Below are 22,421 nucleotides of genomic sequence, written 5' to 3'. Positions count from 1 at the left end.
GCTGACTGAGATGTTATTAAACACTAAAGAAAATGGCGAAAGAGTGGAGCTTTTAAGTCCAACCAAGATGCCGAGATCCTCTGGCTTCCTGTGGAACAAACAGATGATGATTCAGGTAAATTGTCGTGGGTATGCAACTGCACAATTTATGCAACCTGAGCCGGCAAAATACATGCATGCCCCTAATCTTGAAGCAAAGAGTTTCATGCAACCTGAGCAACCCTATTTTGCTCATCATCCTGGGCGCTTCTTTTATATCAAGGATGAAGAATCTGGGCAGATATTTTCTGCACCGTATGAGCCAGTCAGACAAGCGCAAGACAAGTATTGCTTCTCTCTGGGGCAGTCCGACATTAAATGGCAGATTGAGCATTTAGGGATAGAGGTTGAGCTGTGCCTTAGCTTGCCTGAGGATGATGTGGTAGAGCTTTGGCAACTGAAGGTTAAAAACCTATCGGGACGTGCGAGAAAAATCAGTGTTTATCCATACTTCCCCATCGGTTATATGAGCTGGATGAATCAATCGGCACAATATCGCCAAGACCTTGGTGGTGTGGTTGCAAGCTGTGTCACGCCTTATCAAAAAGTAGAGGACTACTTTAAGAACAAAGACCTCAAGGATAAGACCTTCTTCCTTCATGATAGAACGCCAACCTCGTATGAAACAATACGAGAAGTGTTTGAGGGTGAGGGTGGTTTACACAATCCTACAGGCGTTCAGCAAAGCACTTTGGATAATGGTGACGCTTTATATGAGACGCCGACTGCCGCATTGCAATATCAGATTGTTCTTGAATCGCAACAACAAGAAGACTATCGCTTTTTGTTAGGCCCTGCGTTTGATGATGAAGAGATAAAAGTAAAACGAGACCGCTATTTTGCAGACCCTGATTTTGCGCGCACCAAACAAGAATACAGTGCGTATGTGGCCCAAGGAAAAGGCAGTATCGACATCCAAACACCAGATACCCAGCTAAACGAGTTTGTAAACAGCTGGCTTCCAAGACAGATGTTCTATCATGGTGACGTTAATCGCTTGAGCACCGACCCGCAGACGCGTAATTACATCCAAGATGCGATGGGCATGGTGTATATCAAGCCAGACGTAACACGGGCCGCGTTTTTACATGCCTTAGCACAGCAAGAAGAATCAGGTGCAATCCCTGATGGCATTTTGCTGACTGAAGAAGCCGAGCTTAAATACATCAACCAGATCCCACATACCGACCACTGTATCTGGTTCCCTGTCTGTTTGCGTGCTTACCTCGATGAAACCAACGATTATGAAATCTTCGAAGAGCAGGTACAACAGTTTAAAGGCACGGAGTCCGAGACGGCATTTGAGCGTATCAATAACGCAATGCGTTGGTTGTTCAATGAGCGAGACCATCGAGGGTTAAGCTTTATCGCACAGGGAGATTGGTGTGATCCCATGAACATGGTGGGCTATAAAGGCAAGGGTGTGTCGGGTTGGTTATCTATGGCGGCGGCTTATGCATTGAATATCTGGTCTGATATTTGTTTGCAATTAGGTGAAAATGAACTTGCGCGCGAGTTTAGAGGCAACGCAGATGCTCTCAATGAAGCCGTCAATAAGCACATCTGGGACGGTAATTGGTATGCTCGCGGAATCACTGATGATGGTGTTGTGTTTGGCACAAGCAAAGACCAAGAGGGACGTATTTTTCTTAACCCTCAAAGCTGGGCAATCTTGGCTAATACCGCTGATGGGGAAAAGCGAGAGAAGATGCTCAAGCAGGTGGAGCAACAATTAGAAACGCCTTATGGTGTCATGATGTTAGCCCCAAGCTTTACTGGCATGCGAGATGACGTAGGGCGTGTTACGCAAAAGCATCCAGGCTCTGCGGAAAATGGCAGCGTTTATAACCACGCCGCGATTTTCTATATCTTTAGCCTCTACCAAGTAGGTGAAACGGAGCGTGCGTTTAAGCTAATGTCCCAGATGTTGACGGGTCCAGATGAGACCGACTACATGCAGCGCGGTCAACTTCCGGTGTTTATACCTAACTACTATCGTGGTGCGTACCATCAGTTCCCAAGAACTGCAGGTCGCTCTAGTCAGTTATTTAACACTGGCACGGTTTCATGGGTTTACCGTTGTATTGTAGAAGGCTTGTTTGGTCTGAAGGGGTGTGAGCGTGGCTTATCTATCGAGCCTCAATTACCTGCAGAGTGGGATAAAGCCAGCGTCGTTCGCCATTTCCGCGAAGCGACCTTTGAGGTGACAATTCAGCGAGCAGATGTGATGAAAACAGAGGTGAGCGTTGATGGGGTACACTTAACATCGAACCTGTTCGACGACATTGAGGCAGGAAAAACCTACACAGTTGAGGTGTTGATTGCTTAGCTTTCGGAATGCTTGATTTCGCTTGAGGTGGTCGATACGTTTAGCGCCCTTGCTTTTACAAGCAGGGGTGTTTTTCGTTCATATATTGGAGTGCCTCAAACGATAAAGCGATCCACGACTCCTTCGACATTTGCGATTTGAGTCTTTAGCGATCCTTGAACATTTTCATTTCTCTTAAAAAGAAATCTATCGCAGGGTTAAGTGTTTTCTGTTTTTGCCAGATAAGGTTTGTTGTCCATTGAGATACACTGTCTGTGCTGTCTTGATATAGCTCTACCTCCCCATTCTGTATTGCTTTTTCACAAGTAAACCTTGGCAAGTAAGCCCAGCCTACACCTGCCTTAATTAAGTTTAGAATTTGAATGCCACTATTTGACAGCATGTATCTATGGCTTGATACATCGGCGTTACGCATACCAATATCGTCCAAAAATGAAAGGCTCAGCTGCAGTTTATCGTTTAATGCGTCTATATCCACTTCTGTTGGTAGTGACCAGTTATTGGGTATTACTCTCACAACATCGAATGAATAGGCTTTTTCCATTGCTAACTCGTCATGGAGATAAACGGTATTAAAAATCACTCCAATATCTACAAAACCGGAAAGCACGGCACTTTTAATCTGCATAGTGTCATTGCTTTGCACCTTTAAGGAAATGTGCGGGTAGGTCTGCAAAATCTGTGCAAGAAGTTGATCAATTTGGCTGTCCAACAAGCCATTATCAATGGCGATCGTTAGTTTGCCAGGTATGCCTTGCAAAATGCTATCAACATTGGCATCAAACAACGCAGATTCTTTTAGCATCGCAATGGCCGATTTATAAAGCTGTTTGCCTTCGGGGGTTACCTCTAGAGAGCGTGGTTGTCTCACAAAGAGATCTAATCCGGTATCGATCTCGAGCGTGTTGATCTGTTCACGTATGGTGGAAACGTGTTTGCCCACCTGCCTAGCCGCTTGTGCCATTCCTTTGTTGTCTACGGTAGCGACAAAAGCCCTAAGCTGATCTAATGAAACGGACATACAGTTTCCTTGATGATTGGCCAACTTTAAGAGGGGATTTACCTAGTCTCAGCGGCTTTTAAATAAGGTATTAATAGCAATAATAGACTCATTCTTAGAGAGTAACTATTAAATTAAAGTGAGACTATTATGAAATCATTCACACTGAATAAAATTGCAACAGTGGTATTGGCAGCAGCTTCATTAGCAGGAACTGTAGGCACAGCAAGCGCATGTTCTCGCTTTACGCTAGATACTCCGCATGGTGTTTCCACGGTTCGTTCTTTAGATTGGGGCGATCAATTAGGCAATGTAGCCCAAGTTAACCCAGTAGATATGAAGAATTCGTCAGAAGCACCAAGCTACAAAAATGCAATGAAATGGACCACGAAATACCATGCGATTTCTCAGATGGAGTGGGATGTATTTCATGGTGTTGCATCTGACGCAATTAACTCTGAAGGCTTAGCTGCATCTTTATTGTATATGGATGACTCAAAACAGTTTATTAAAGATTACCAAGATACTGGCGCACCGGCAGTGAGCTTCCTTGATGTGATTCGTTATATCACAGAGACCTATTCTACAACCGAACAAGCGGTTGAGGCATTCAACAATAATGAATGGCAAATTGCATGGGCTGACGGCCTACATGGTGCTTTACATGGTTTGCATATCTCTATTCAAGATAAAAGTGGTGATATTGCACTTTTACAGCTAAACGAAGACGGCAATATGGTCGTGCACCGTGGCGATACATCAAGTGACCTGCGCGTAATGACGAACGCTCCTCTTCAGCAAGAGCATAGAGAATACGTAGCTAAAGTCGATCTTAACGACTTGAAAGCTAAAGATATCCCAAGCTCAATTAGTTCCGCTGACCGTAACCTTCGTGGTTTGTTTAATACCCAACACGTTGCGTTTAAAGAAGATGCATCTTGGGCTCAAACGCGAGGTAAATTTCTAAGTTCATTCAACAGCGGTAACTTAGTACCGCAAGACCTTATTGACCCTGTAAATGGTGAAACATACGCAACTTGGACCCAGTTTACCTATAACCACGACAACGGCGACTTCTTGTTCACTAACTACGATACTCGTGCTCAGATTGGTTATAATTTTAACGAAACGCTAAATTTCTCTAAAACAATGTGTGCTGATACAGTGCAGCAGGCAAACGACGGACTAAGCAATGCTGTGTTTACTGAGTGCGGTACTCACTAATATCTTCATGAGAACCCTGTGAAGTCCATGTTCTTTGTACTGTTCAATGCCACCCAATACAGGGTGGCATTACTTTTTGGTCATTATACTATCGATAATAAGGCCTATATATTGTCGGTTCTGATTACAAAGCGTTTGATCTAATAAGGTTCTTATTTCTTAAAAATATTTGTTAATGAAAACCATGAACCATGTATAATTTTTTCTCATTGATAGCGGTTGCTATTGCTCAATTATGTAGAGACTTTGGTACAAAAATGCAATTAAAAGAGATAGATAAAAAGCGATACCGTTCACGACTAAATCAAGTGATTGTGCGTGCATCGCAAGCCTAGCGGTTTTTAGTTTATCTATATCTCAGGTGCTGATTCACATCTTTCCTTCAGAATCGGGTTCTCATTTTCATTGGAACTTGCTTGGTGTGGTTGTCAGTGCAATCGCGTTGGGCATGACATTAGTTAAGTTGAAAAAGCACCCTAAAATGTTTGAAGTTGTCTATGTTTGGGATCTTGAGCATCAGCTGAACTTGATCTATAGGAAAAACAGGAAGTTGCTTATCGCTGCTGAGCAAGGAAACAAGGATGCCATGCTAGCACTACAGTTCAGCTATCAAGGTTCTCGTCAGTTGTGGCAGTTAGACGATAATACCATCGTGATGAGCAACCTAAATGTCCCTCAGAGCCAACTTGATGACTGGATTGCTGAGTATCGAATCGTATTGTCTAATTTAGCCGTAGAAACAAATCATCATTTGCCAAAACTACCCGCTGTGTACTAACCCTCAGTATTCACTTGTATTTCGCGTCTATTTTTTAGGTATGAAATGCAATTTATACCGTCAGCTTTAGCAACAAACCTCCCAAACCAAGCAATCGATTTACTCTCACTTAATCCACTTCTAAGGAGCGCTTTATCGATTGATTCTGAGTAAAGCTTTAATATTTTCCTATTAAACCAGTGCCTAGGGAATCCTACGTAATCACGCCTTTTTATCATTAGGCTCACTCTAAAACTCAATAGTTTTATGGCCTTTTGTTAATTTTCATAAGACATGCCGTAGGTATCTCTAGTGCTCTGAGAACACCTTATAGATCCACGGTAAAGCGATGAAATTATTAAACCCCATTATAGCGATGTTATTAGCCTCATCTTGTAGTCATGCCCTAGCAACGACATACACAGATCCCGTTGATAACCACTTTGATATGGGGGATTACTTGGCAGAAAACGCTTATGGATTTTTACCTGTCCCTATTCTTATTACAGAGCCAGCACTGGGCTATGGCGGTGGCATGATGGGGGTTTTTCTCCATGAATCCGATGCACAAAAGAAAAAACGCAAACAATTAGCTATGCAATCTCTGGATGGTGGTGCGCAGTTATTGACACCTGCGATTACCGTTGCAGGCGCGTTTGGGACTGAGAATGGCTCTTGGGCGGCTTTTATAGGGCATAGGCATACTTGGAAAAAAGACAGTATTCGATACCTCGGCGGAATAGGTTATGGAGACATTCATATGAATTTCTACTCGCCGTTCGAACAACTCGAATCATCAGGGTTTGAGATGAGCATGCAAGGAATCGGAGCCATTCAGAAGCTTAAGTTCCGTGTGGCGGATACACCTCTCTTTCTTGGTTTTGCACAAAAGTTTGTCGCACCAGATCTAGCGGTTGTTGATAGTTCTCATGTCGATGATGCACTACAAAAATGGGTCAATATGAGCCCGGTCGTTTCTGGTTTAGGCTTGGTTGCGGAAGTTGATACTCGTAATCAGTTTTTGTATCCCACTTCGGGCGGTGATTACAAAGCGGAATATATGGTGTTTGATGACAGTATTGGAAGTGATTACGACTTCCAAACCCTGAGCGCCCAAGGGGTGCACTATTTTAGTCTGAATGAGACATGGAACATTGCGTTGCAGGGTAAGTACAACTATTTATCGACCGATGAGCGATTGTTACCCCCTCCCGCCTATCCTGATATTCAGTTACGAGGAATAGCCAGAAACCGTTATCAAGGAAGTGCCACAGCATCGATAGAATCTCAGCTGACTTATAACATTACTAACCGCTGGTCCGCCTCAGTCTTTGGCGGCTTGGGGTCAGCAGTTGAGGAAACTAGTGAGTTGTTCTCTGACGACAATCATTATGCCTATGGCATGGGGTTTCGATACTTGATCGCACGCCGCTATGGAATGCATGTAGGTATCGATATCGCTAAAAGTGAAGAGGACAATGCGTTGTATTTTCAAGTCGGAACAGGAATGTGATTGCATAACGTCAATCTAGAAACATTAATTCAGAGCGGAATTTATAATGAATGAACAACAAGATTTATTTGAATGCACAGTCTGTGGCAATAAAAAGACAACAAGCGCTACGAGTGAAGGCAATCCAATATGTTGTGGAAACGAGATGCAAGATATCTCGGCTCGAACCATTAGTGACTATAAGTTGCAATCACTCAAGCAGAAGTCAGCGCTGATTCAATTTCTGCAGGTATTGAAGAAACGAGTATCCAAGGATTGCCAATATTTAGATGATAAAGAAGTCATTGATGAGTTAATTAAGAAAAATACTGACCTTACTTTGCTACTAGCAAAAGACTTGCTAGAGGACGAAAAAAAACAGGATCTTAGCGATGTATTAATCAATATTATGGATGATTTATGGGTATCTGCACTGGTTGAGTATCCAAAGTATGCAGAGCAGGCTTTGAGTGAATCAAAAATAGCGGCATGCAAGATATTTACCGATGCTGCGGTATTGGACAGAGAAACAATCGAGGCGTTGGAGACCATTCTATATCACGCTGAAGTCGGTTCCGAAACCGTGTGATTCTGAACAACCCAGAACTATAGGGGAGGTGGAATACTACCTCTAATCACCCAGCGTACAGCCCATGACTATCATGAGGTTGTAGGCCAAATGCACTTCAAACTACGACAGTCGTGGATAACCTCTCGATGAGACTGTGCCACAAACAAAAAGTATTTCTATATAACCACTCTATTTCGATGCATAAGTCCTAGATTGTAGGGCTTTATCGAGCGGTGCAATTCTTGATACCCAGTCGTAAACCACACCGACTTTATTCTGTTTAACGATTAGAAAGAACACTTATCTTATTGGATGAGATGTCACAAACTAGGCTGGTGATCGGGATTTTGGTCATGGGTGAGAAGTAAAGGGCATTGAGAGGTCAATCAGTACCCGCATAACTCAATGAAGGCTTTGTATTTTGGAACTCTGTATCACTCTGTTTCTTCAGTGATTTGGCCAAACAAGGTAGCTTTCGGAGTGCATGGTTAGGTGAACCATTGGAGTTTGCCAGAAGCGGAAAAACGCGGTGTAGTTTAGGGAGGCAAGATACGGATAGATGAAGTAAGTGTGGTCAACTTTGTGCTGATTTCAAAAAGAAGGAGGCTAGGTGCCTCCTTTCTCTGCTAGTCTTGCTTAATTGTATTCGGTTACCTTAGCGACGTATTCAACCATGTCCGATTGACCCATTTGATTTGAATATAGGTCTACGGTGAAAAATTCAGGTGCATCTTTACGTACCATTTTTGAGATAGTCGCACTTACTTTGTCGGAGCTTATTGCACTATAAACATTAAACGATTTTGCTTCAGTGAGCCCAAGGTCTTGTGCTTCTTGCTTGGTCACATAAATATCCTTTAGTTCTGTCTGAATATCCAACGCAACATCCGTTTTACTAAAACTAGAAGCAGAATCGGATGCAATAAATACATCGCCAGATTGAAATACTTGCTCTACTTGAGACATTTGGTCTGCGAAATTTTGGTCATTGGTAATATTCTTCGCCATGACACCTTGAGACAATGCTAGTGAAGACAATAGTGCTACAGTGGTTAAAGTGAGTTTGCTATTTTTCATGGTTTTTCTCTCTATTTAGTTAATGCTTTCATTGACGTATGAGATAGCAGGGACCCCGCTATCATCGACTTCGTCGAGAACTTGGTCTTTATTGTGGTAGGCCATACATCCACTATCTGGATTGCAGGTGACTGTGTAGATTTCTTTTTTATCGCATCCAGATACACCAAACTGGTATTCCGGTATTTGTCTCGTATAGAGATCAATGGTTTTACTGTTGAGAAGCGTGGTAGATACCTCACTACAACTGAGTTCAAATCTGCCTCTATTTTGCGCGGCAAGCGCAGCTGAGGGTTGGTTATCATTGATAAATTCAGCTGTAGTGGTGCACCCGACTAGCGTTGCAGCAGCAAGCACACATGAGATGACCGACTTCAATTTCATTTTAGGAATCATGACTGGTGTAGACTGATATCGTGTTCATTTAACAAGGTTTTTGCTCTTTGTATTTCATTGCTATCTAGGTTCATTACAACAAGGTATTTATCGGTTTTAAGGGCAGTCTCATACTTGATGATGCTGTCTTTAGGAATTCCAAGGCTCATTAACGCACCACCTAATGCACTTAAACCTCCGGTGACTGCTGCTCCTTCGATAGCGCCAGCAAGTGCTGATACAAAGGGCCCAGCCACGAGAAGAGCCCCAAAGGTTGGAATCCAGAACATACCAGACCCCACAAGAGCGCCCCAGAACCCTCCCCATAAAGCACCAGATTTCCCCCAAGATTTCACCCTGTCTCCCGTGTTGTAGAAGCCGGTTGCATGTTCTTCCGTTTGGTAGCCTTTACCAACGATAGAGAGGTGATTTATATCAAATCCATTGTCCGCAAGCTTAGCAATAGCCGCTTCTGCTTCTTTATGGGTCTCGATGATTGCAACGATTTTATTGTGTTCCATATTTGAATATTCCAACCAAATATTATTAATTGATGGTGAATATATTAATGAATGTAGTTAGATAGAACGATGGCATTATTTTTAATAGTCGATTTAGTTTGGTTTAATTAAAATAACAGTCAACGGTCCCTTATTAGGCGTAAGTATTGATTAGTCGCTTGTTTTTAATGGTATTTAAGTTCTAATTAAACTGGTTTTTAGGGGGCGGGAAGTGTGTTGAAATAAATAGGACTAAATCGACAATTAGGTGTATTTAGTGACTAATTGGAAATTGCTGTATATGCACTGAGTAGGATAGGTTGTGGGATGGGTGTTAGTGAAGAATTCAGAGAGTCAAAGTTTTGACTCTCTGTTCAGGCTTAGTCGATGATCTCTTGAGCTATTTTTTTAATGGTGCCTCTAAACCACTCATGTCCCTTATCTCGCTTTTGTGATTGATGCCAGGTCATATAGATAGGTACTTTCTTCGATTCAAAGGGCAGTGGAAAGATATTCAATCCCAGTTTTTCTGCGAATGTATCTGCGTGCCACTTTCCGCAAGCCCCAAGCCAATCGGTCTCTGAGACTAGGTGCATTGCTGTTAACAAAGACCCGGTTGAATAGGAGACGTGTCGCATTGGCAAGTCGCCTTCCATGAAAATAGAATCAACCACGTTAGTACTTTGTCTTTGCGTTCGCCACGTTACATGTTGTGCTTTCATGAATTCATCGAAGGTAAGTGCTTTTTGAATTGTTGGATGTCGTTTGCTGGCTACGACCACAGCTTCGAGCTCTAATATCAATTCATTGTGGTAGCCATGATCAGAAAGGGGGACCGTTGCTATGATCACATCCACTTTTCTGCGACGCAGATCATCTTGTCTATCCACTTCATTTAGGTGTTCAATATCGGCTTGAATAACGACGTGAGGAGCGACCTCTTTTTTGTATCGAGTCAATGCTGGCACCAACATCAAATCAATATCTTTATGGCTAGAGATACGGAAGGTACGTTGGCTTTTTGAGGGTTCGAAATCTTGTCTCGATTTAGAACCATTTAAGAGAAAGCTGAGAGGTTCTTGGATCTCGCTATGGAGTTCGATTGCAAAGTTTGTGGGTACGATGCCACGACCCTGCCTGATAAATAGCGGATCTTGATACTGATCTCTGAGTCGATTGAGAGCGTGACTGACCGCAGGTGCAGTAATATTTAATATCTCAGCCGCTTCATTCACACTTTTGGACTTCATAACAGCATCAAATGTCTTTAACAGATTAAGATCCATAAGTTTTCTCTTTGTTTATCGAGCTTTAATCATAGTGCATTTCTATGGCTGTTATAGTTGTTTTTGTATTTGAATCAATGAAATACTGACTCAATCCTTGAGGTGAATAAAGCAAGCAGTTTTGGGCTAATGGGGCGAAGTAGAATCCAAACGACAATAGTCGTTTGGATAGATTTAGGGGGAAGTTAGATTTTGATTTCTTCCATAATGCATTGGTTATAGGGCTTACCGACTGATTGGCAATGTTCTACCCATCGAGTTGGCCAGAAAACTCGCGTGGATTGTCCAATTTGAATACATTCCATTTGGATGTTTGTGTAGTTGGTTTTTTCACCAATGGCGAAAGACTCGTTCTTGGATAGATAACAATGAGCCTGAAGCTGGTTATTGTTGGACAGTTGATACACCCAGTTATCTTCAACACTGCCTTTGAAGGCGTCGAAGTAAGGCTTGTTTATGGTCTTGACTGCTGAGACTTCACTGTCTTTGGCATGTATCGGGCCTTCGCTCGCTTGGGCATTGAATCCAGAAAGTACCACGACTAGTAAAGCGATACCTTTTAATAAGTTTTTGAATTGTTTCATTTTTATGGTAACTCAGTTGATTTTCTTTGTAACTTGGACTGTAGTGTCTCAAATGCTGTCTGTGGCAGCATAGGCTTGAGTTCTTTCAAGCAAGAAGACGCTGCAGCATTATTCGTTTCTATGTATACATCGCATAGGGCATATAGCTGATCGGGTGCTCCAGATAATTGGTACGCATGTTCAAACAAAGGTACTGACTGATTTAGGTCTACTTCCTTTTGCATTACCGCATACAGGTACCAGTAATAGCTATTAGTCTCAGCAAGAATGGCGGCCGACCGAATATCCGATAGCGCATCAACCTTGTTACCCTGGCGGACCAGCGTTAAAGACTTCGCATAATAAAGCTGTGATGAACTTGGGTTTATGCTGATGCCTTTATCTAGGGTATCTAGGGCGCTTTTATCATCTTTTTTCCAACGGTATGACTCAGAAAGCCCAACCCATACCGCTTGATTCTGTGGTATTTCATCGACAAGCACATTGTACTCAGCGATGGCTTTATCCGCTTGACCAGTCAAGCGGTATAATTCAGCAAGTTTGAATCTTGAGAATGTATCTTCTTGAGAAACATAATATTTCTCCAAGACTGGAATGTGCTTGTCCAGTTCAGAGCGCATTTCTCCATTGAGCTGAGGGTATCCTCTAACCAAGCTGTATGTCGCGGCTCGGGTCAGGGATGGACTCGTGCTATTTAGAAACGGTGAAACCAACTTCCAGCGATACTCAATCGCTAGTCCATGGCTGCCTATAATCGCAGCTTCTTGGATCTGCTCATTATCTTCTTTTAGTGCTCTTGCAATGGCTATCAAGGCATTTTGTGAAGGCGCGGTGCGCAATGATTCTAGGGCCGATATTCTATTTTGTACTGTTTGAGCTTGGTCTTGCGCTATGTAGGCAGGATCATTCTCATTGGGGTTGTAATTCGCTGGTGGTTGTCCATTGGCGAATACAGAAAAAGAGAGTAATCCAGCGATTAACGTACCTAATATTTTCGTCTTCATGCTCTGTGTTCCGGTAGTATTTGTTTTCCGGCAAGCACTTTGTCGCTATGTTTCCCATGTGCAACAGGTAAGCCTAGTCTTCTTAATGTGAATGCAAATCCTGCATCGGCATGGCGATAAAACTTGTTCCAACCAGCACAAAGGTAATTCAGCCCATCTTCTCCATCTTGAGTTCGGGTAAAGCGATTTTTTGGACATTCTCCAAAACAAGCGAATTTATAGTCACACTCTCGACATTGTTTTGGCAGAGATTTAGATTTGGCTGTACCAAACTGTTGTTGTTTTGGAGAGAACGCCATATCTTGCAGGTCAGTTTCGGCAATGTTGCCAATTTTGTACTCTGGATATACGTAGTGGTCACAGGTATATACGTCACCATTTGGTTCCATAGCCAGACCCTTACCACACATCTCACCAAGGGTGCATAGTGGGTTTCTGTGTCCCATCCATGCCTCAAGCAAAGCCTCAAAATACTGAACGAATACGGTACCCACATCATTGCAGATCCACTCATTGAAGACCTCGATTAAGAAGTTGCCCCAAGCATGATCAGAGACGCAAAAAGGTTCAACAACAGAATCTTTTTGGCCAGGAATGAGTCGCTTGTCACCTTGAGTTAATCGTTCGCTGATATCCCAAGTATTGGGCGCTGTTTCTCTAAAGGTTTTCATTTCAACTATTGGGATGAACTGCATTTGAGGAGACTTAACCACATCTCTCAGGAAGCGGTATACCTCTAGAGGGTTTCGGCTTGTAAGGTTGTTCACACAGGTTAGGGTGGCAAACTTCACTTCATGCTTATGCAATAAATCAACAGCCTTCATTACTTGCTTAAACGTGCCACGGCCAGCTTTGTTAGTACGATAGGTATTGTGAAGTAATTCTGGGCCATCAATACTCAAGCCAACTAGGAAGTTATTCTGTTTAAGGAATAGGCACCAGTTGTCATTTAATAGAGTACCGTTGGTTTGAAGATCATTTGAGATCACAACGCCTTCTGGTTGATATTTTTTCTGAAATTCAACAATTTTTTCGAAATAAGGAATACCCAGCATGGTTGCTTCACCACCCTGCCAAGAGAATGTAATCTCAGGAGTATTTTGACCTTGGATATAGTCACGAATAAATTTTTCTAGATTTTCATCGTTTAATTGAGGCGTACATCCTTTTTTATATTCGAGCAGATCTTCTTTGCTCAAATAATAACAATAATCGCAATCTAGATTGCATGCGGCGCCAATAGGTTTAGCCATTACGTGCATACGCTTAGAAGCTTGACCATTAAACTGAGGGCCAGCTTGGATTATTGAAGTCATGTCGCTCATAGTTAACCTTTCTAGTGTTTTGTTGTTGAAATCTACTATAAGGCATCCATTGCCAATCAATCGAATAGCTGTACTTAGATGTAAATTAAACGAGACTAAATCGAGTCTAATTAAGAGCTCAACATGCTGATTAGTTTGATTTTTTCTTTATCTGATAATGTCCCGCTACTGATCAATATCTTTACTGATTCGTAAACTGAACTGCTGCCAGTAGTGGTTTGTCCAACTTGAGAAGGGTTAGGGGACACTCTGGTTGGTGTCGTTACGACCTGTGGCGTAGCTTGTACCATTTGATTCTGTTGCGCGCTTGCAGGAACGATATTGGTTTGCCCTTGCGACATTTCAGTCGCCGTTTGCTCGTATTGGTTAAAACGAGAAATGTTTTCTAGCAGGGCGCTATTGGCGTCATCTTGAATTGCTGCATGTGCATAGGATGAAGAAATCATCAACAAGACTAAGAGGGATTTATACATAGTATTCTCCAGAACAAATGAAGGGTGAATTCGCATTCACCCTTTTATTTACAGTTGATATTTGTGTTGCTTATTTAGCAGTTTGAGTTTTTGAACCGCCAGCACCGATACCAAAGTTTTTGTAAACCATTTCACTTGCGCCATCCATTGTGAATGAACCAGGGCGTTGTGATGGTGGGTAATCTTTGTAAGTCATCAAGTGTTCTTTAACTAATTTATTAGCTTTGTAGAATACGAAGACGTTGTCGATTTCCCAGTTCCAGTAACCATTTGCGTTTTGGTCAGCACGCTCAAATGGGTCTTGGCGAAGGTTAAAGATCTTAGGTAGACGTAACCATGTGAACGGTTCAGCCCAAAGAGCCATAGTTTTCGCACGTTGCTCACCGTACACAATTTTCCAATCAGTGCTGTGGTTTTCACCGCCGCCGATGTAGTTATCTTGTGAGTAACGCATCGCTACGATTTGAGCATCAGCGTTGTAGAGCATAATGCTCTTACGTGGAGTCTCTTTAGTACGGCCAGCAAAGTAATCATTCATGTTGTATCCATCGAGATGGATCTTGAATTCTTTATTGTTTGCTTTGAAACCGCCTTTTGCTAGTTCTGCCTTGATGTCAGGGTTACCTGCCGCAGCAACAAAGGTAGGTAGGAAATCTAGACCTGAAACCATACCATTTAGTACGCGACCACCATCCCATTTACCTGCAGGCCAACGAACGAAAGCAGGTACGCGGTACGCGCCTTCCCAGTTAGTTTCTTTTTCACCACGGAAAGGAGTGATTGCACCATCAGGCCACGCATTGAAGTGTGGACCGTTGTCTGTACCGTACATAACAATGGTGTTGTTTGTTAGGTTATGGTCATCCAAGTAATCTAGAAGTTGACCAACGTTTCTATCGTGAGCAACCATTGCATCGTTGTAGAAGCCTTGACCAGAAATGCCTCGATCTTCCGCTCTAGTGTGAGTCTTGAAGTGCATTTTCGAAGAGTTCCACCATACAAAGAATGGTTTATGCGCAGCTTGTGCTTTATCCATAAACTTCATCGCATGAGCAGTGACATCATCATCGATAGTTTCCATGCGCTTGATAGTCAATGGACCCGTGTCTTTGATCTCACCATCTGCTGTAGAGTGAATCACGCCACGAGGGCCATATTGCTCTAAGAACTTAGGATCTTTAGGGTAGAAATCATGTTCTGGTTCTTCCATTGCATCCAAGTGGTAAAGGAAGCCGTAGAACTCGTCAAAACCATGATTAGTTGGTAAATCTTTATCTTTGTCACCTAAGTGGTTTTTACCGAATTGACCCGTCATGTAGCCCATATCTCTAAGTGCTTCGGCTGTGGTCATGTCATCGTCAGCGATACCTTGTGGAGCGCCTGGAAGGCCTACTTTAGTCATGCCGGTACGAAGACCGTCTTGACCTGTGATGAATGCGCTTCGACCTGCGGTACAAGATTGTTCGCCGTAGTAGTCAGTGAAAGCAACACCTTCGTTCGCGACTCTGTCGATGTTCGGAGTCTCGTAACCCATTAGGCCGCGGTTCCAGTAACTGATGTTCCACAAACCAATGTCATCACCCCACATAACAAGAATGTTAGGTTTTTCAGTCGGTGCTTTTGGAGCTGCATGTGCAGCTGTCGCCGTTACCGATGACAATGCTGACATCGCCAGCAATGCTGAGGTCAGCAATGTTTTTTTCGATGGTATATTCATATGTATTTGCTCATATATTTATAGAGTTATAAATCTGTGTAGCTTTTTGCTATGCGGTGAATATTAATGGAAACAATGAGCTTTAAAAAATAGCAATATTGAAAAGTCGATTTAGTTTCATTCATCATTGATTAGGCGTATTTAATGAGTGGGAATATAAAGGTGTGAATAAAACTTGCATTCGTGTGGAGTATATTAGGAGGGGATGGACTAATTAGGTTTACCTTGGATTTAATTATATTTAATCCACTATGTCATAGGGCTAATTTATCTATTCAAAGCAAAGACATATTATCTCAGCCAATAAAAGTTGAGGATAAAGCTATGTCAGAGACTAGTGTATATAACGATATACAAACATTATTTGAGTCATTGTCGAAAAAAGTCGTTGGCCAGCAACATGTTGTTGAGTCACTGCTTATTGCACTCTTGACCGATGGACACGTTCTGCTCGAGGGCTTGCCCGGTACAGCTAAAACACGTTCGGTAAGAGCCCTGGCTCAAAACCTTGATTTAACCCTCAACCGCGTTCAGTTTACTCCGGACCTTATGCCAAGTGACGTAGTGGGATACGAATCCCTTAGCGACGATGGAGTCATGTCATTTGTTAAAGGGCCAGCTTTTGCCAACATCCTATTGGCCGATGAAATCAACCGTGCTCCACCTAAGGTTCAGTCTGCACTCTTAGAAGCAATGGAGGAAAGACAGGTGACCGTTGGCGGAACAAGCCATGCGTTACCAGAAATATTCCTTGTACTCGCTACTCAAAACCCAGTGGAACAAGAGGGTACTTACCCGTTACCTGAGGCGCAATTAGACCGATTTTTAATGAAGGTCGAGGTTGATTATCCAACACGAGATAATGAACTGGCCATTTTGCAACTGGTGAAACAGGAGCAAAAGATTGTTGAGACGATTGAGCAGATAGAACCTGAGTCGATATTGCAGGCTAGAAAACTACTTTTAGATGTGTACGTATCGCCATCAATTGAGAATTACATTGTCGATCTAGTCATGGCGACTCGTTCTCCTGAACAGTATCTAGATTCTGATTTGAAGCAGTGGATCCGCATAGGCTCAAGCCCGAGGGCGACCATTGCATTGGATAAAGCTGCGCGAGCATATGCGCTGATTCAAGGTAAAAACTATGTGGATACCGATGATGTAAGAGCGGTCGTACATGCGGTTCTATGCCATCGTATTACATTAAGCTTTGATGCAATGGCCGATGCCATTGATAGCCGCACCGTTGTCGATGAGATTCTAAAGTTAATAGCGATTGGTTGAGCATGACTATGTTAGATACACGGCTTTTCGTAGACAGTTCTACGCTACTTGGTTTCAAAAACCAGGCAAAAAGATTGGCGCTTAGTGGGCAGTTTCGACCTAGTGGTATCTTCTCTGGACAAAACCGTTCCAAACTTCGTGGACAAGGCTTAAGTTTTGAAGAATTGCGCACCTTTAGGGTCGGCGACAATATTAAAAATATTGACTGGAAGGCGAGTTCTAGAGCGAAGAATCGTGTAGTTAAGGTATTTACTCAAGAAACCGATAGACCGGCATTGATCGTTTGTGATCAACGTCCAAACATGTTTTTTGGTAGCCAGGTTTATATGAAATCTGTTGTTGCGGCACATATGGCCTCACTAATGGCTTGGCTATTACACCTACGTGGTGATCGTGTGGGTGGTGTTGTACTAGGTTCGCAGAAATCAGCAACTCAAATGCCTTCACGTATGACCTCACAGCTCACTCAGTTCATGTCTAGCATAGCTAGAGTGAATCAGTCATTGGGTGACACCCTTCCAGAGACTTCACGTGAGCAGTCTCAGTTTCAAGACATCTTGTCTGAAAATCTACACATGCTTGGAAGCAGTGGCACCTTGGTCTTGGTGATTGATGGCTTGGAACTAATTGAGAGTGATATATCGCTGCTCAAGCGCCTATCAATGAAACACAACGTCATAGTGTTACTGGTCACCGATCTATTAGAGCTGGATTATCAAACAGCCACAGATCTGGTGATCAGTGACGGCTATCGACAGATAAAGCTCGATAACGACCCAAAAGACATACAACGCTACCAAGCAGCGACTTCTGATCAGCTCGCTTCCATACACAAAGCCATCCATCAATCAGGTTTACCTTTTGGTGACTTTAATACGGTGGATGAGCCATACCTTCAGTTGAGCCAACTTTTAAAGGGGAATAGATAATGTTTACTCCAGACTTACCTAAACCTCAGATATTTGGCAATTATCTGCTCAAGGGCTTCAATGACATTATGTTGCCTCAAGCGGTATCTTTTAAACCCCAAACGTTCGGGGCTTGGGCAGCTTTGATTGTGATTTTAGCCTCAGTCGCCTTGGTTGTTTGGTGGCAGGTTCATCGATGGAATATCAATGCTTATCGACGAGCAGCGGTCAAAAACCTTAGTGCTTCGTCTGCAGATGACGCAATTGCCTTGGTTCCAAGCCAATTACGCCAGGTTGCTAACCAGGCTTACCCAGACTTGGCCATTGGCGGATTAACTGGCGAAGAGTGGTTTGATTTTCTTAATCTCTCCGCGGAGTCTGTCTTGTTCACGGCTGATATCCAGCAACATCTTGAGGCGGTAACCTATCAATCACCTGATGTCTGGGAGAATAACAACAAACTCAACCTGTCATCTGTTGAGGCCGCAGTCCAGTGGATCGAAAAACACATGCCACAGAAGAGGGTTTCACTATGACACTGTTATCGCCATGGTGGCTGTTGTTAGGTTTGCTCGCTCCCGTTGTTTATTTTGGTCTGCCCGCTTATCGTCAAAGTGATATTGCTGTACGAGCCTCATTTTTCCAAAAGATTGTGAACACCACAGGCAAACAAGCGCAAAAGAGTAGCTTTGTGCCACGCAGTAATAAGATCCAAAAGGCTTCTTTGATTGTGGCTTGGTGTGTATTGGTGCTATGTGCGGCGCAGCCTGTGTTATTAGGGAACAAGGTTGTGCAACAAAAGACCGCACGCGACCTAATGGTTGCTCTAGACCTTTCTAAATCAATGAATAAAGAAGACTTTCCAATAGAGAATGGTCAGCTATCGTCTCGTTGGGAGGCTCTTCAAGGGCTAATGCAGAAGTTTGCTGCCAACCGAGAGGGCGATCGTTTGGGCTTGATTGCGTTTGGAACGGGGGCTTACCTACAAGTCCCCTTTACCGATCAACCCTCTACGTGGACACAAGTTGTTGAGAGCCTATCTACAGAGATTGCAGGGCCTGCCACCGCTATCGGTGATGCGATTGGTTTGAGTATTCGCGCGTTCGATGGCTCTTCTGCACCACAAAAAGTGTTGATTCTGGTGACCGATGGGAGTGATACATCGAGTCAATTACCACCGATTGAGGCGGCAAAAGTCGCGAAAACCCGCGATGTGAAGATCTATACGATTGCTATGGGTAACCCTGCAACCCAAGATGATAATGCCAAGGTTGATGTCGATACCTTAAAACAAGTCTCTGCATTGACTGGCGGTAAGAGTTTTCTCGCAATGAATAAGGGCGCATTGGATGCTGTTCTGGTTCAGATTAATCAGATAGAACAAAGCCACTATCAACAAAGCAGCTATCAACCGTATATCTATCTCTATCCATACATCCTAATGACCCTCATTGGTTACTACTTTGTCATGTGGTTTGGCTTGAGTGTGTATGAATGGAAGGCGAGGCGTTCAAATGCTTAATTTCTTAAAGACATTCCATTTCCTAGAACCCAATTATTTTGCTCTAGTGATCCCCTTGATCATCTTGATTGGTTATTTGCTGTATAAACGACGCAGTCGTTTATTGGCACCGACTAAGGCCATTGCTCCTCACTTGTTAGCTGAGCTTGTTGATAAGCCAAATAAGAAGCAGGGCTATGGGCCGATAGTGGCAGTCACTGTGGTTGTCCTTATTGTTATCGGTGTTTTGGCAAAGCCTGTATGGAGAGTATCAGATACGTCACCTGAGGATAATCCACCGCTATATATAGTGATGGATGAATCATCATCGATGAATAAAACCGATGTGCTTCCTAGCCGCAATATGAAGGCTCAACTTGTTGTGAAAAACCTACTAACGTCTGGGATCAATCGTCCCATTGCGATAGTTGCACTGGCAGGATCTAGCCACATACTGTTACCGCCTTCGGAAGATCAAGATTTATTGTCTCTTTATTTGTCGTATCTAGAGCCGGGTGTGATGCCTGAAGACGGAGGAGAGTTGTCGTCTTTAGTTGAGCGATTAAGCATGACCAAAGGCCTGAAACTCGACAGTTCGAGCTTGCTGCTGGTGACCGATGGTGTTTCTTCTGGGCAACAGGCTTTGGCAGGTTTTATACAAGAACACCAAATTACAGCTGCCACCTTGTATTTAAATGATCTAGGTAAACAAGTAGGTAAAGACCTCTATATCCCTAGTTTTGACGGTGTGAGCATGGGGATTAGTGATGATGCTTTGCAGCAATACTTTCTGAATACCCAAGCTGGAGGTTCTGAAAGCACTCACTGGCAAGATGAATCCCACTGGTTAATCATCATTGGCGCTATCTTTGTTGCCTTGTGGTTTCGTAAGGGATGGACCTTGCAGTGGTCTTTGTGTCTCTTGTTGTTGATGCCATACAGCCAGAGCTCAGAGGCAGGAGTGACGGATTGGTTCTTGACCAAGGATCAGCAGGGGATGGCCTTGATGTATATGGGTAAATACGAGCAGGCAGAAGAGCAGTTTGAAGACCCCAACTGGAAAGCGGTGGCCTGTTATTACCAAGAGGATTTTAAGTGCGCTCAGAAAGAGTTTGCTAAGACGGGTGACGAAACCGCCATTTTCAATATGGGAAATGCGGCAGCTCAAGATGGGCGCTATAAAACAGCACAACAACTGTATGTTGCTCTTCTGAAAGTTCAACCTAGTAACCAGAAAGCAGAGCATAACTTGAAGTTGGTGAATGCTATCTTGTTAGAAATGAAGAAGCTCAGCGAGAATCAGCATGACTCACATCCGCCGTCAAAAGACGCTGCGCCACCACCTAAGGATGTGAATGAGATATCTGATGGAGCGAAACGAAAATCGTTTGGACAGATCCCTCACTCGAAACTTAAGGCTGCCGATGTGTTGACCAGCGATGCCGCGACAGACAAGTGGCTACGCGATATTAGTTTGGATCCTAAGGACTTTGTCAGACGAAAATTCCTAAGTGAATACAATCGGGAGATGAACCTATGAAAAGGCTGGTCACACTCTTTTTATTGATGCTGGCATCGCTACAGGCGGTTGCCGCTCCTCAGTTAGTATTTTCGGTCGATAAGCACAATGTTGCACCAGGAGAACAAGTTAACCTCGAGTTCTTGGCCGCTACTAATCAATACTTTATGGACAGCCCTGAATTTTCGGCTCCCTACATTTCTAACGCTATGGTGAAACAAGAGAAAACATCGGTGGTGTCAGGGTTTTCTTATATTGATGGAGAAAAGGTGGCAAGCCAGCGTTGGTCGATACAGGTTTATCCAAACAAAGAAGGTGTGTATCTCATACCTTCGATGACTGTCACTCTTTCAACGGTCGACGATGAGTTACAAGTGGTAAAAACACAGCTTAAAACTGACCCTGTGGCTATCATGGTGAAATCGCCCGCCGCCTTGAAGGGTGAGTCGGGTTACTTGGTTTCTGACAAGGTTAGCATTGAAGATGATTGGGGTCTCGATGGTGCAAAGCTTGCACAACATTTTCGAAAAGGGGATATCGTCCAAAGAAGGATTACGATCAAAGCGGATAATACATCAACCTTTATGATGCCGGATTTTGCGCCTTCGGCACCTGAAGGTGTCAGCGTGTCTTTGATGGAGCCACAGGTGACATCAGATTACTTGCGAGGTAACCACACTACGACCTTGGTTCAGACTGTCAGTTACAGCATAGATAAACCTGGTCAATATAGCTTAGGCGGTGAACAGCTAACTTGGTGGAATCCACAGCAAAAACAAGCAGAAGAGTGGACAGCCAAGGCGGTCAACCTTGATGCAGGTGGCATTGACTACCACAAGCTCCTTTGGTGGGTGATTACCATTACTGGTGGGGTGTTCTTATTGTGGATGATTCGAATTGCGCTGACGAAATGTTGGGCGTTTATCTTGAGCCAAAAAGAGATGCTGTTTGGCGCAGGTCCAAGTTGGCTTAATAGTTGCTATTCAAAGGCGGATAACAAATCATCGAATACCTCTGCGACGCGCCTTGTAGAGATAAGTCGGGATCAAGCCTTGGTGAAAGATTCACTTGAATGCCAATTTAAGCAAAACAAGGAAGTGAGCAAATGGCAAAGGCTTAAACTGTACCTTTCTTTGTAGTTCAATATCGAACGCTCGCAAATCAAGCGTTACCGCTTTCAGTCAAAAGAGTTATACGAAAACGCATGGTTGCCGTATGTGACGACTAATATTTAAACGGCTTAGGTCGGCAACTGTACTTATCCATGTCACCCCTGGGTGTTTTTGCCAAAGCCGCGTTTTCACGTCACCCTCGAGTGCTCTTATCGGGGGTCTAAGTAGCTCAGCAATTGAATAGGTCTCCGATAAAAGCTCTCGGAGACGACGGAGTTGCCAAAGCCGCGCTTTCACGTCACCCTCGAGTGTTTCTATCGAGGGTCTAAGTAGCCTCAGCA

The 22,421-nt window shown here is 43.4% G+C and carries 20 protein-coding genes and 1 pseudogene; 11 read left to right on the top strand and 10 right to left on the bottom strand.

Annotated elements, in window-relative coordinates; all coding sequences use genetic code 11:
* Positions 1 to 10 precede the first annotated feature (10 nt).
* Complete coding sequence (locus D5I41_RS02625) at positions 11 to 2,368, top strand: GH36-type glycosyl hydrolase domain-containing protein (RefSeq protein ID WP_119008366.1); 2,358 nt, start codon at positions 11 to 13, stop codon at positions 2,366 to 2,368.
* A 145-nt stretch (positions 2,369 to 2,513) separates the two neighbouring features.
* Here the strand turns inward: D5I41_RS02625 and D5I41_RS02620 are convergent, their stop codons facing one another.
* On the bottom strand, positions 2,514 to 3,389 hold the full coding sequence (locus D5I41_RS02620; RefSeq protein WP_119008365.1) for a LysR family transcriptional regulator: 876 nt from the start codon (positions 3,387 to 3,389) through the stop codon (positions 2,514 to 2,516).
* A gap of 129 nt (positions 3,390 to 3,518) precedes the next feature.
* Here D5I41_RS02620 and D5I41_RS02615 point away from each other — a divergent pair, with 129 nt between their 5' ends.
* From D5I41_RS02615 to D5I41_RS02595, 4 genes and pseudogenes are all read left to right on the top strand, one after another.
* On the top strand, positions 3,519 to 4,592 hold the full coding sequence (locus D5I41_RS02615; protein WP_119008364.1) for a linear amide C-N hydrolase: 1,074 nt from the start codon (positions 3,519 to 3,521) through the stop codon (positions 4,590 to 4,592).
* Between the two features lie 257 nt (positions 4,593 to 4,849).
* Positions 4,850 to 5,370 (top strand): annotated as a pseudogene (locus tag D5I41_RS02610) (DUF3087 family protein).
* Positions 5,371 to 5,698: 328 nt separating this feature from the next.
* Positions 5,699 to 6,862 carry a BamA/TamA family outer membrane protein gene (locus tag D5I41_RS02600; protein ID WP_119008362.1) on the top strand — a complete coding sequence of 388 codons (1,164 nt, stop codon included), beginning with the start codon at positions 5,699 to 5,701 and terminating at the stop codon, positions 6,860 to 6,862.
* 46 nt (positions 6,863 to 6,908) lie between these two features.
* Positions 6,909 to 7,430, top strand: a complete 522-nt coding sequence (locus tag D5I41_RS02595; RefSeq protein ID WP_119008361.1) for a hypothetical protein — start codon at positions 6,909 to 6,911, stop codon at positions 7,428 to 7,430.
* A gap of 618 nt (positions 7,431 to 8,048) precedes the next feature.
* Here the strand turns inward: D5I41_RS02595 and D5I41_RS02590 are convergent.
* The 9 genes from D5I41_RS02590 to D5I41_RS02550 form a co-directional block, all read right to left on the bottom strand.
* Positions 8,049 to 8,489 (bottom strand): hypothetical protein, encoded by a 441-nt coding sequence (locus tag D5I41_RS02590; RefSeq protein ID WP_119008360.1) that lies wholly within the window; start codon positions 8,487 to 8,489, stop codon positions 8,049 to 8,051.
* Positions 8,490 to 8,504: 15 nt separating this feature from the next.
* Entirely contained in the window at positions 8,505 to 8,873 is a 369-nt protein-coding gene (locus D5I41_RS02585) for a hypothetical protein (protein ID WP_147094859.1), read from the bottom strand.
* Positions 8,874 to 8,881: 8 nt separating this feature from the next.
* Positions 8,882 to 9,385 (bottom strand): general stress protein, encoded by a 504-nt coding sequence (locus tag D5I41_RS02580; RefSeq protein WP_119008358.1) that lies wholly within the window; start codon positions 9,383 to 9,385, stop codon positions 8,882 to 8,884.
* Positions 9,386 to 9,744: 359 nt separating this feature from the next.
* A complete protein-coding gene (locus D5I41_RS02575) occupies positions 9,745 to 10,650 on the bottom strand; it encodes a LysR family transcriptional regulator (protein WP_119008357.1) in 906 nt (301 codons plus the stop codon).
* A gap of 185 nt (positions 10,651 to 10,835) precedes the next feature.
* Positions 10,836 to 11,234, bottom strand: a complete 399-nt coding sequence (locus D5I41_RS02570) for a hypothetical protein (RefSeq protein WP_119008356.1) — start codon at positions 11,232 to 11,234, stop codon at positions 10,836 to 10,838.
* A 2-nt stretch (positions 11,235 to 11,236) separates the two neighbouring features.
* A complete protein-coding gene (locus D5I41_RS02565; protein ID WP_119008355.1) occupies positions 11,237 to 12,238 on the bottom strand; it encodes a tetratricopeptide repeat protein in 1,002 nt (333 codons plus the stop codon).
* Entirely contained in the window at positions 12,235 to 13,554 is a 1,320-nt protein-coding gene (locus D5I41_RS02560; protein WP_119009215.1) for an anaerobic sulfatase maturase, read from the bottom strand. The genes D5I41_RS02565 and D5I41_RS02560 overlap by 4 nt, the downstream gene beginning before the upstream one ends.
* Positions 13,555 to 13,673: 119 nt before the next feature.
* Entirely contained in the window at positions 13,674 to 14,036 is a 363-nt protein-coding gene (locus D5I41_RS02555; protein ID WP_119008354.1) for a hypothetical protein, read from the bottom strand.
* Positions 14,037 to 14,106: 70 nt separating this feature from the next.
* Complete coding sequence (locus tag D5I41_RS02550) at positions 14,107 to 15,753, bottom strand: arylsulfatase (protein WP_119008353.1); 1,647 nt, start codon at positions 15,751 to 15,753, stop codon at positions 14,107 to 14,109.
* Positions 15,754 to 16,077: 324 nt separating this feature from the next.
* On the opposite strand from D5I41_RS02550, the gene D5I41_RS02545 reads away from it, so the two are divergent.
* From D5I41_RS02545 to D5I41_RS02520, 6 genes are read left to right on the top strand one after another with little or no spacing between them, the layout of a single operon-like run.
* Positions 16,078 to 17,040, top strand: a complete 963-nt coding sequence (locus tag D5I41_RS02545) for an AAA family ATPase (protein ID WP_119008352.1) — start codon at positions 16,078 to 16,080, stop codon at positions 17,038 to 17,040.
* A gap of 2 nt (positions 17,041 to 17,042) precedes the next feature.
* Positions 17,043 to 17,969, top strand: coding sequence for a DUF58 domain-containing protein (locus tag D5I41_RS02540; protein WP_119008351.1), 927 nt, complete (start codon positions 17,043 to 17,045; stop codon positions 17,967 to 17,969).
* Positions 17,969 to 18,484: a DUF4381 domain-containing protein gene (locus tag D5I41_RS02535; RefSeq protein ID WP_119008350.1), complete on the top strand. Its 516-nt coding sequence runs from the start codon at positions 17,969 to 17,971 to the stop codon at positions 18,482 to 18,484. Before D5I41_RS02540 ends, D5I41_RS02535 begins: the two co-directional genes overlap by 1 nt.
* Positions 18,481 to 19,470 carry a VWA domain-containing protein gene (locus tag D5I41_RS02530; RefSeq protein WP_119008349.1) on the top strand — a complete coding sequence of 330 codons (990 nt, stop codon included), beginning with the start codon at positions 18,481 to 18,483 and terminating at the stop codon, positions 19,468 to 19,470. Before D5I41_RS02535 ends, D5I41_RS02530 begins: the two co-directional genes overlap by 4 nt.
* The gene (locus D5I41_RS02525; RefSeq protein WP_162892775.1) at positions 19,463 to 20,989 is read left to right on the top strand and encodes a tetratricopeptide repeat protein; all 1,527 of its coding nucleotides are present in this window, start codon (positions 19,463 to 19,465) and stop codon (positions 20,987 to 20,989) included. Before D5I41_RS02530 ends, D5I41_RS02525 begins: the two co-directional genes overlap by 8 nt.
* Positions 20,986 to 22,107, top strand: coding sequence for a BatD family protein (locus tag D5I41_RS02520; RefSeq protein ID WP_119008347.1), 1,122 nt, complete (start codon positions 20,986 to 20,988; stop codon positions 22,105 to 22,107). The genes D5I41_RS02525 and D5I41_RS02520 overlap by 4 nt, the downstream gene beginning before the upstream one ends.
* The last annotated feature ends 314 nt before the right edge of the window (positions 22,108 to 22,421 follow it).

This window comes from Vibrio superstes, assembly GCF_003569005.1.
GTDB lineage: Bacteria > Pseudomonadota > Gammaproteobacteria > Enterobacterales > Vibrionaceae > Vibrio > Vibrio superstes.
Note: the sequence above shows the minus strand (reverse complement) of the source record. Positions and strands in the feature narration are given on the sequence as shown.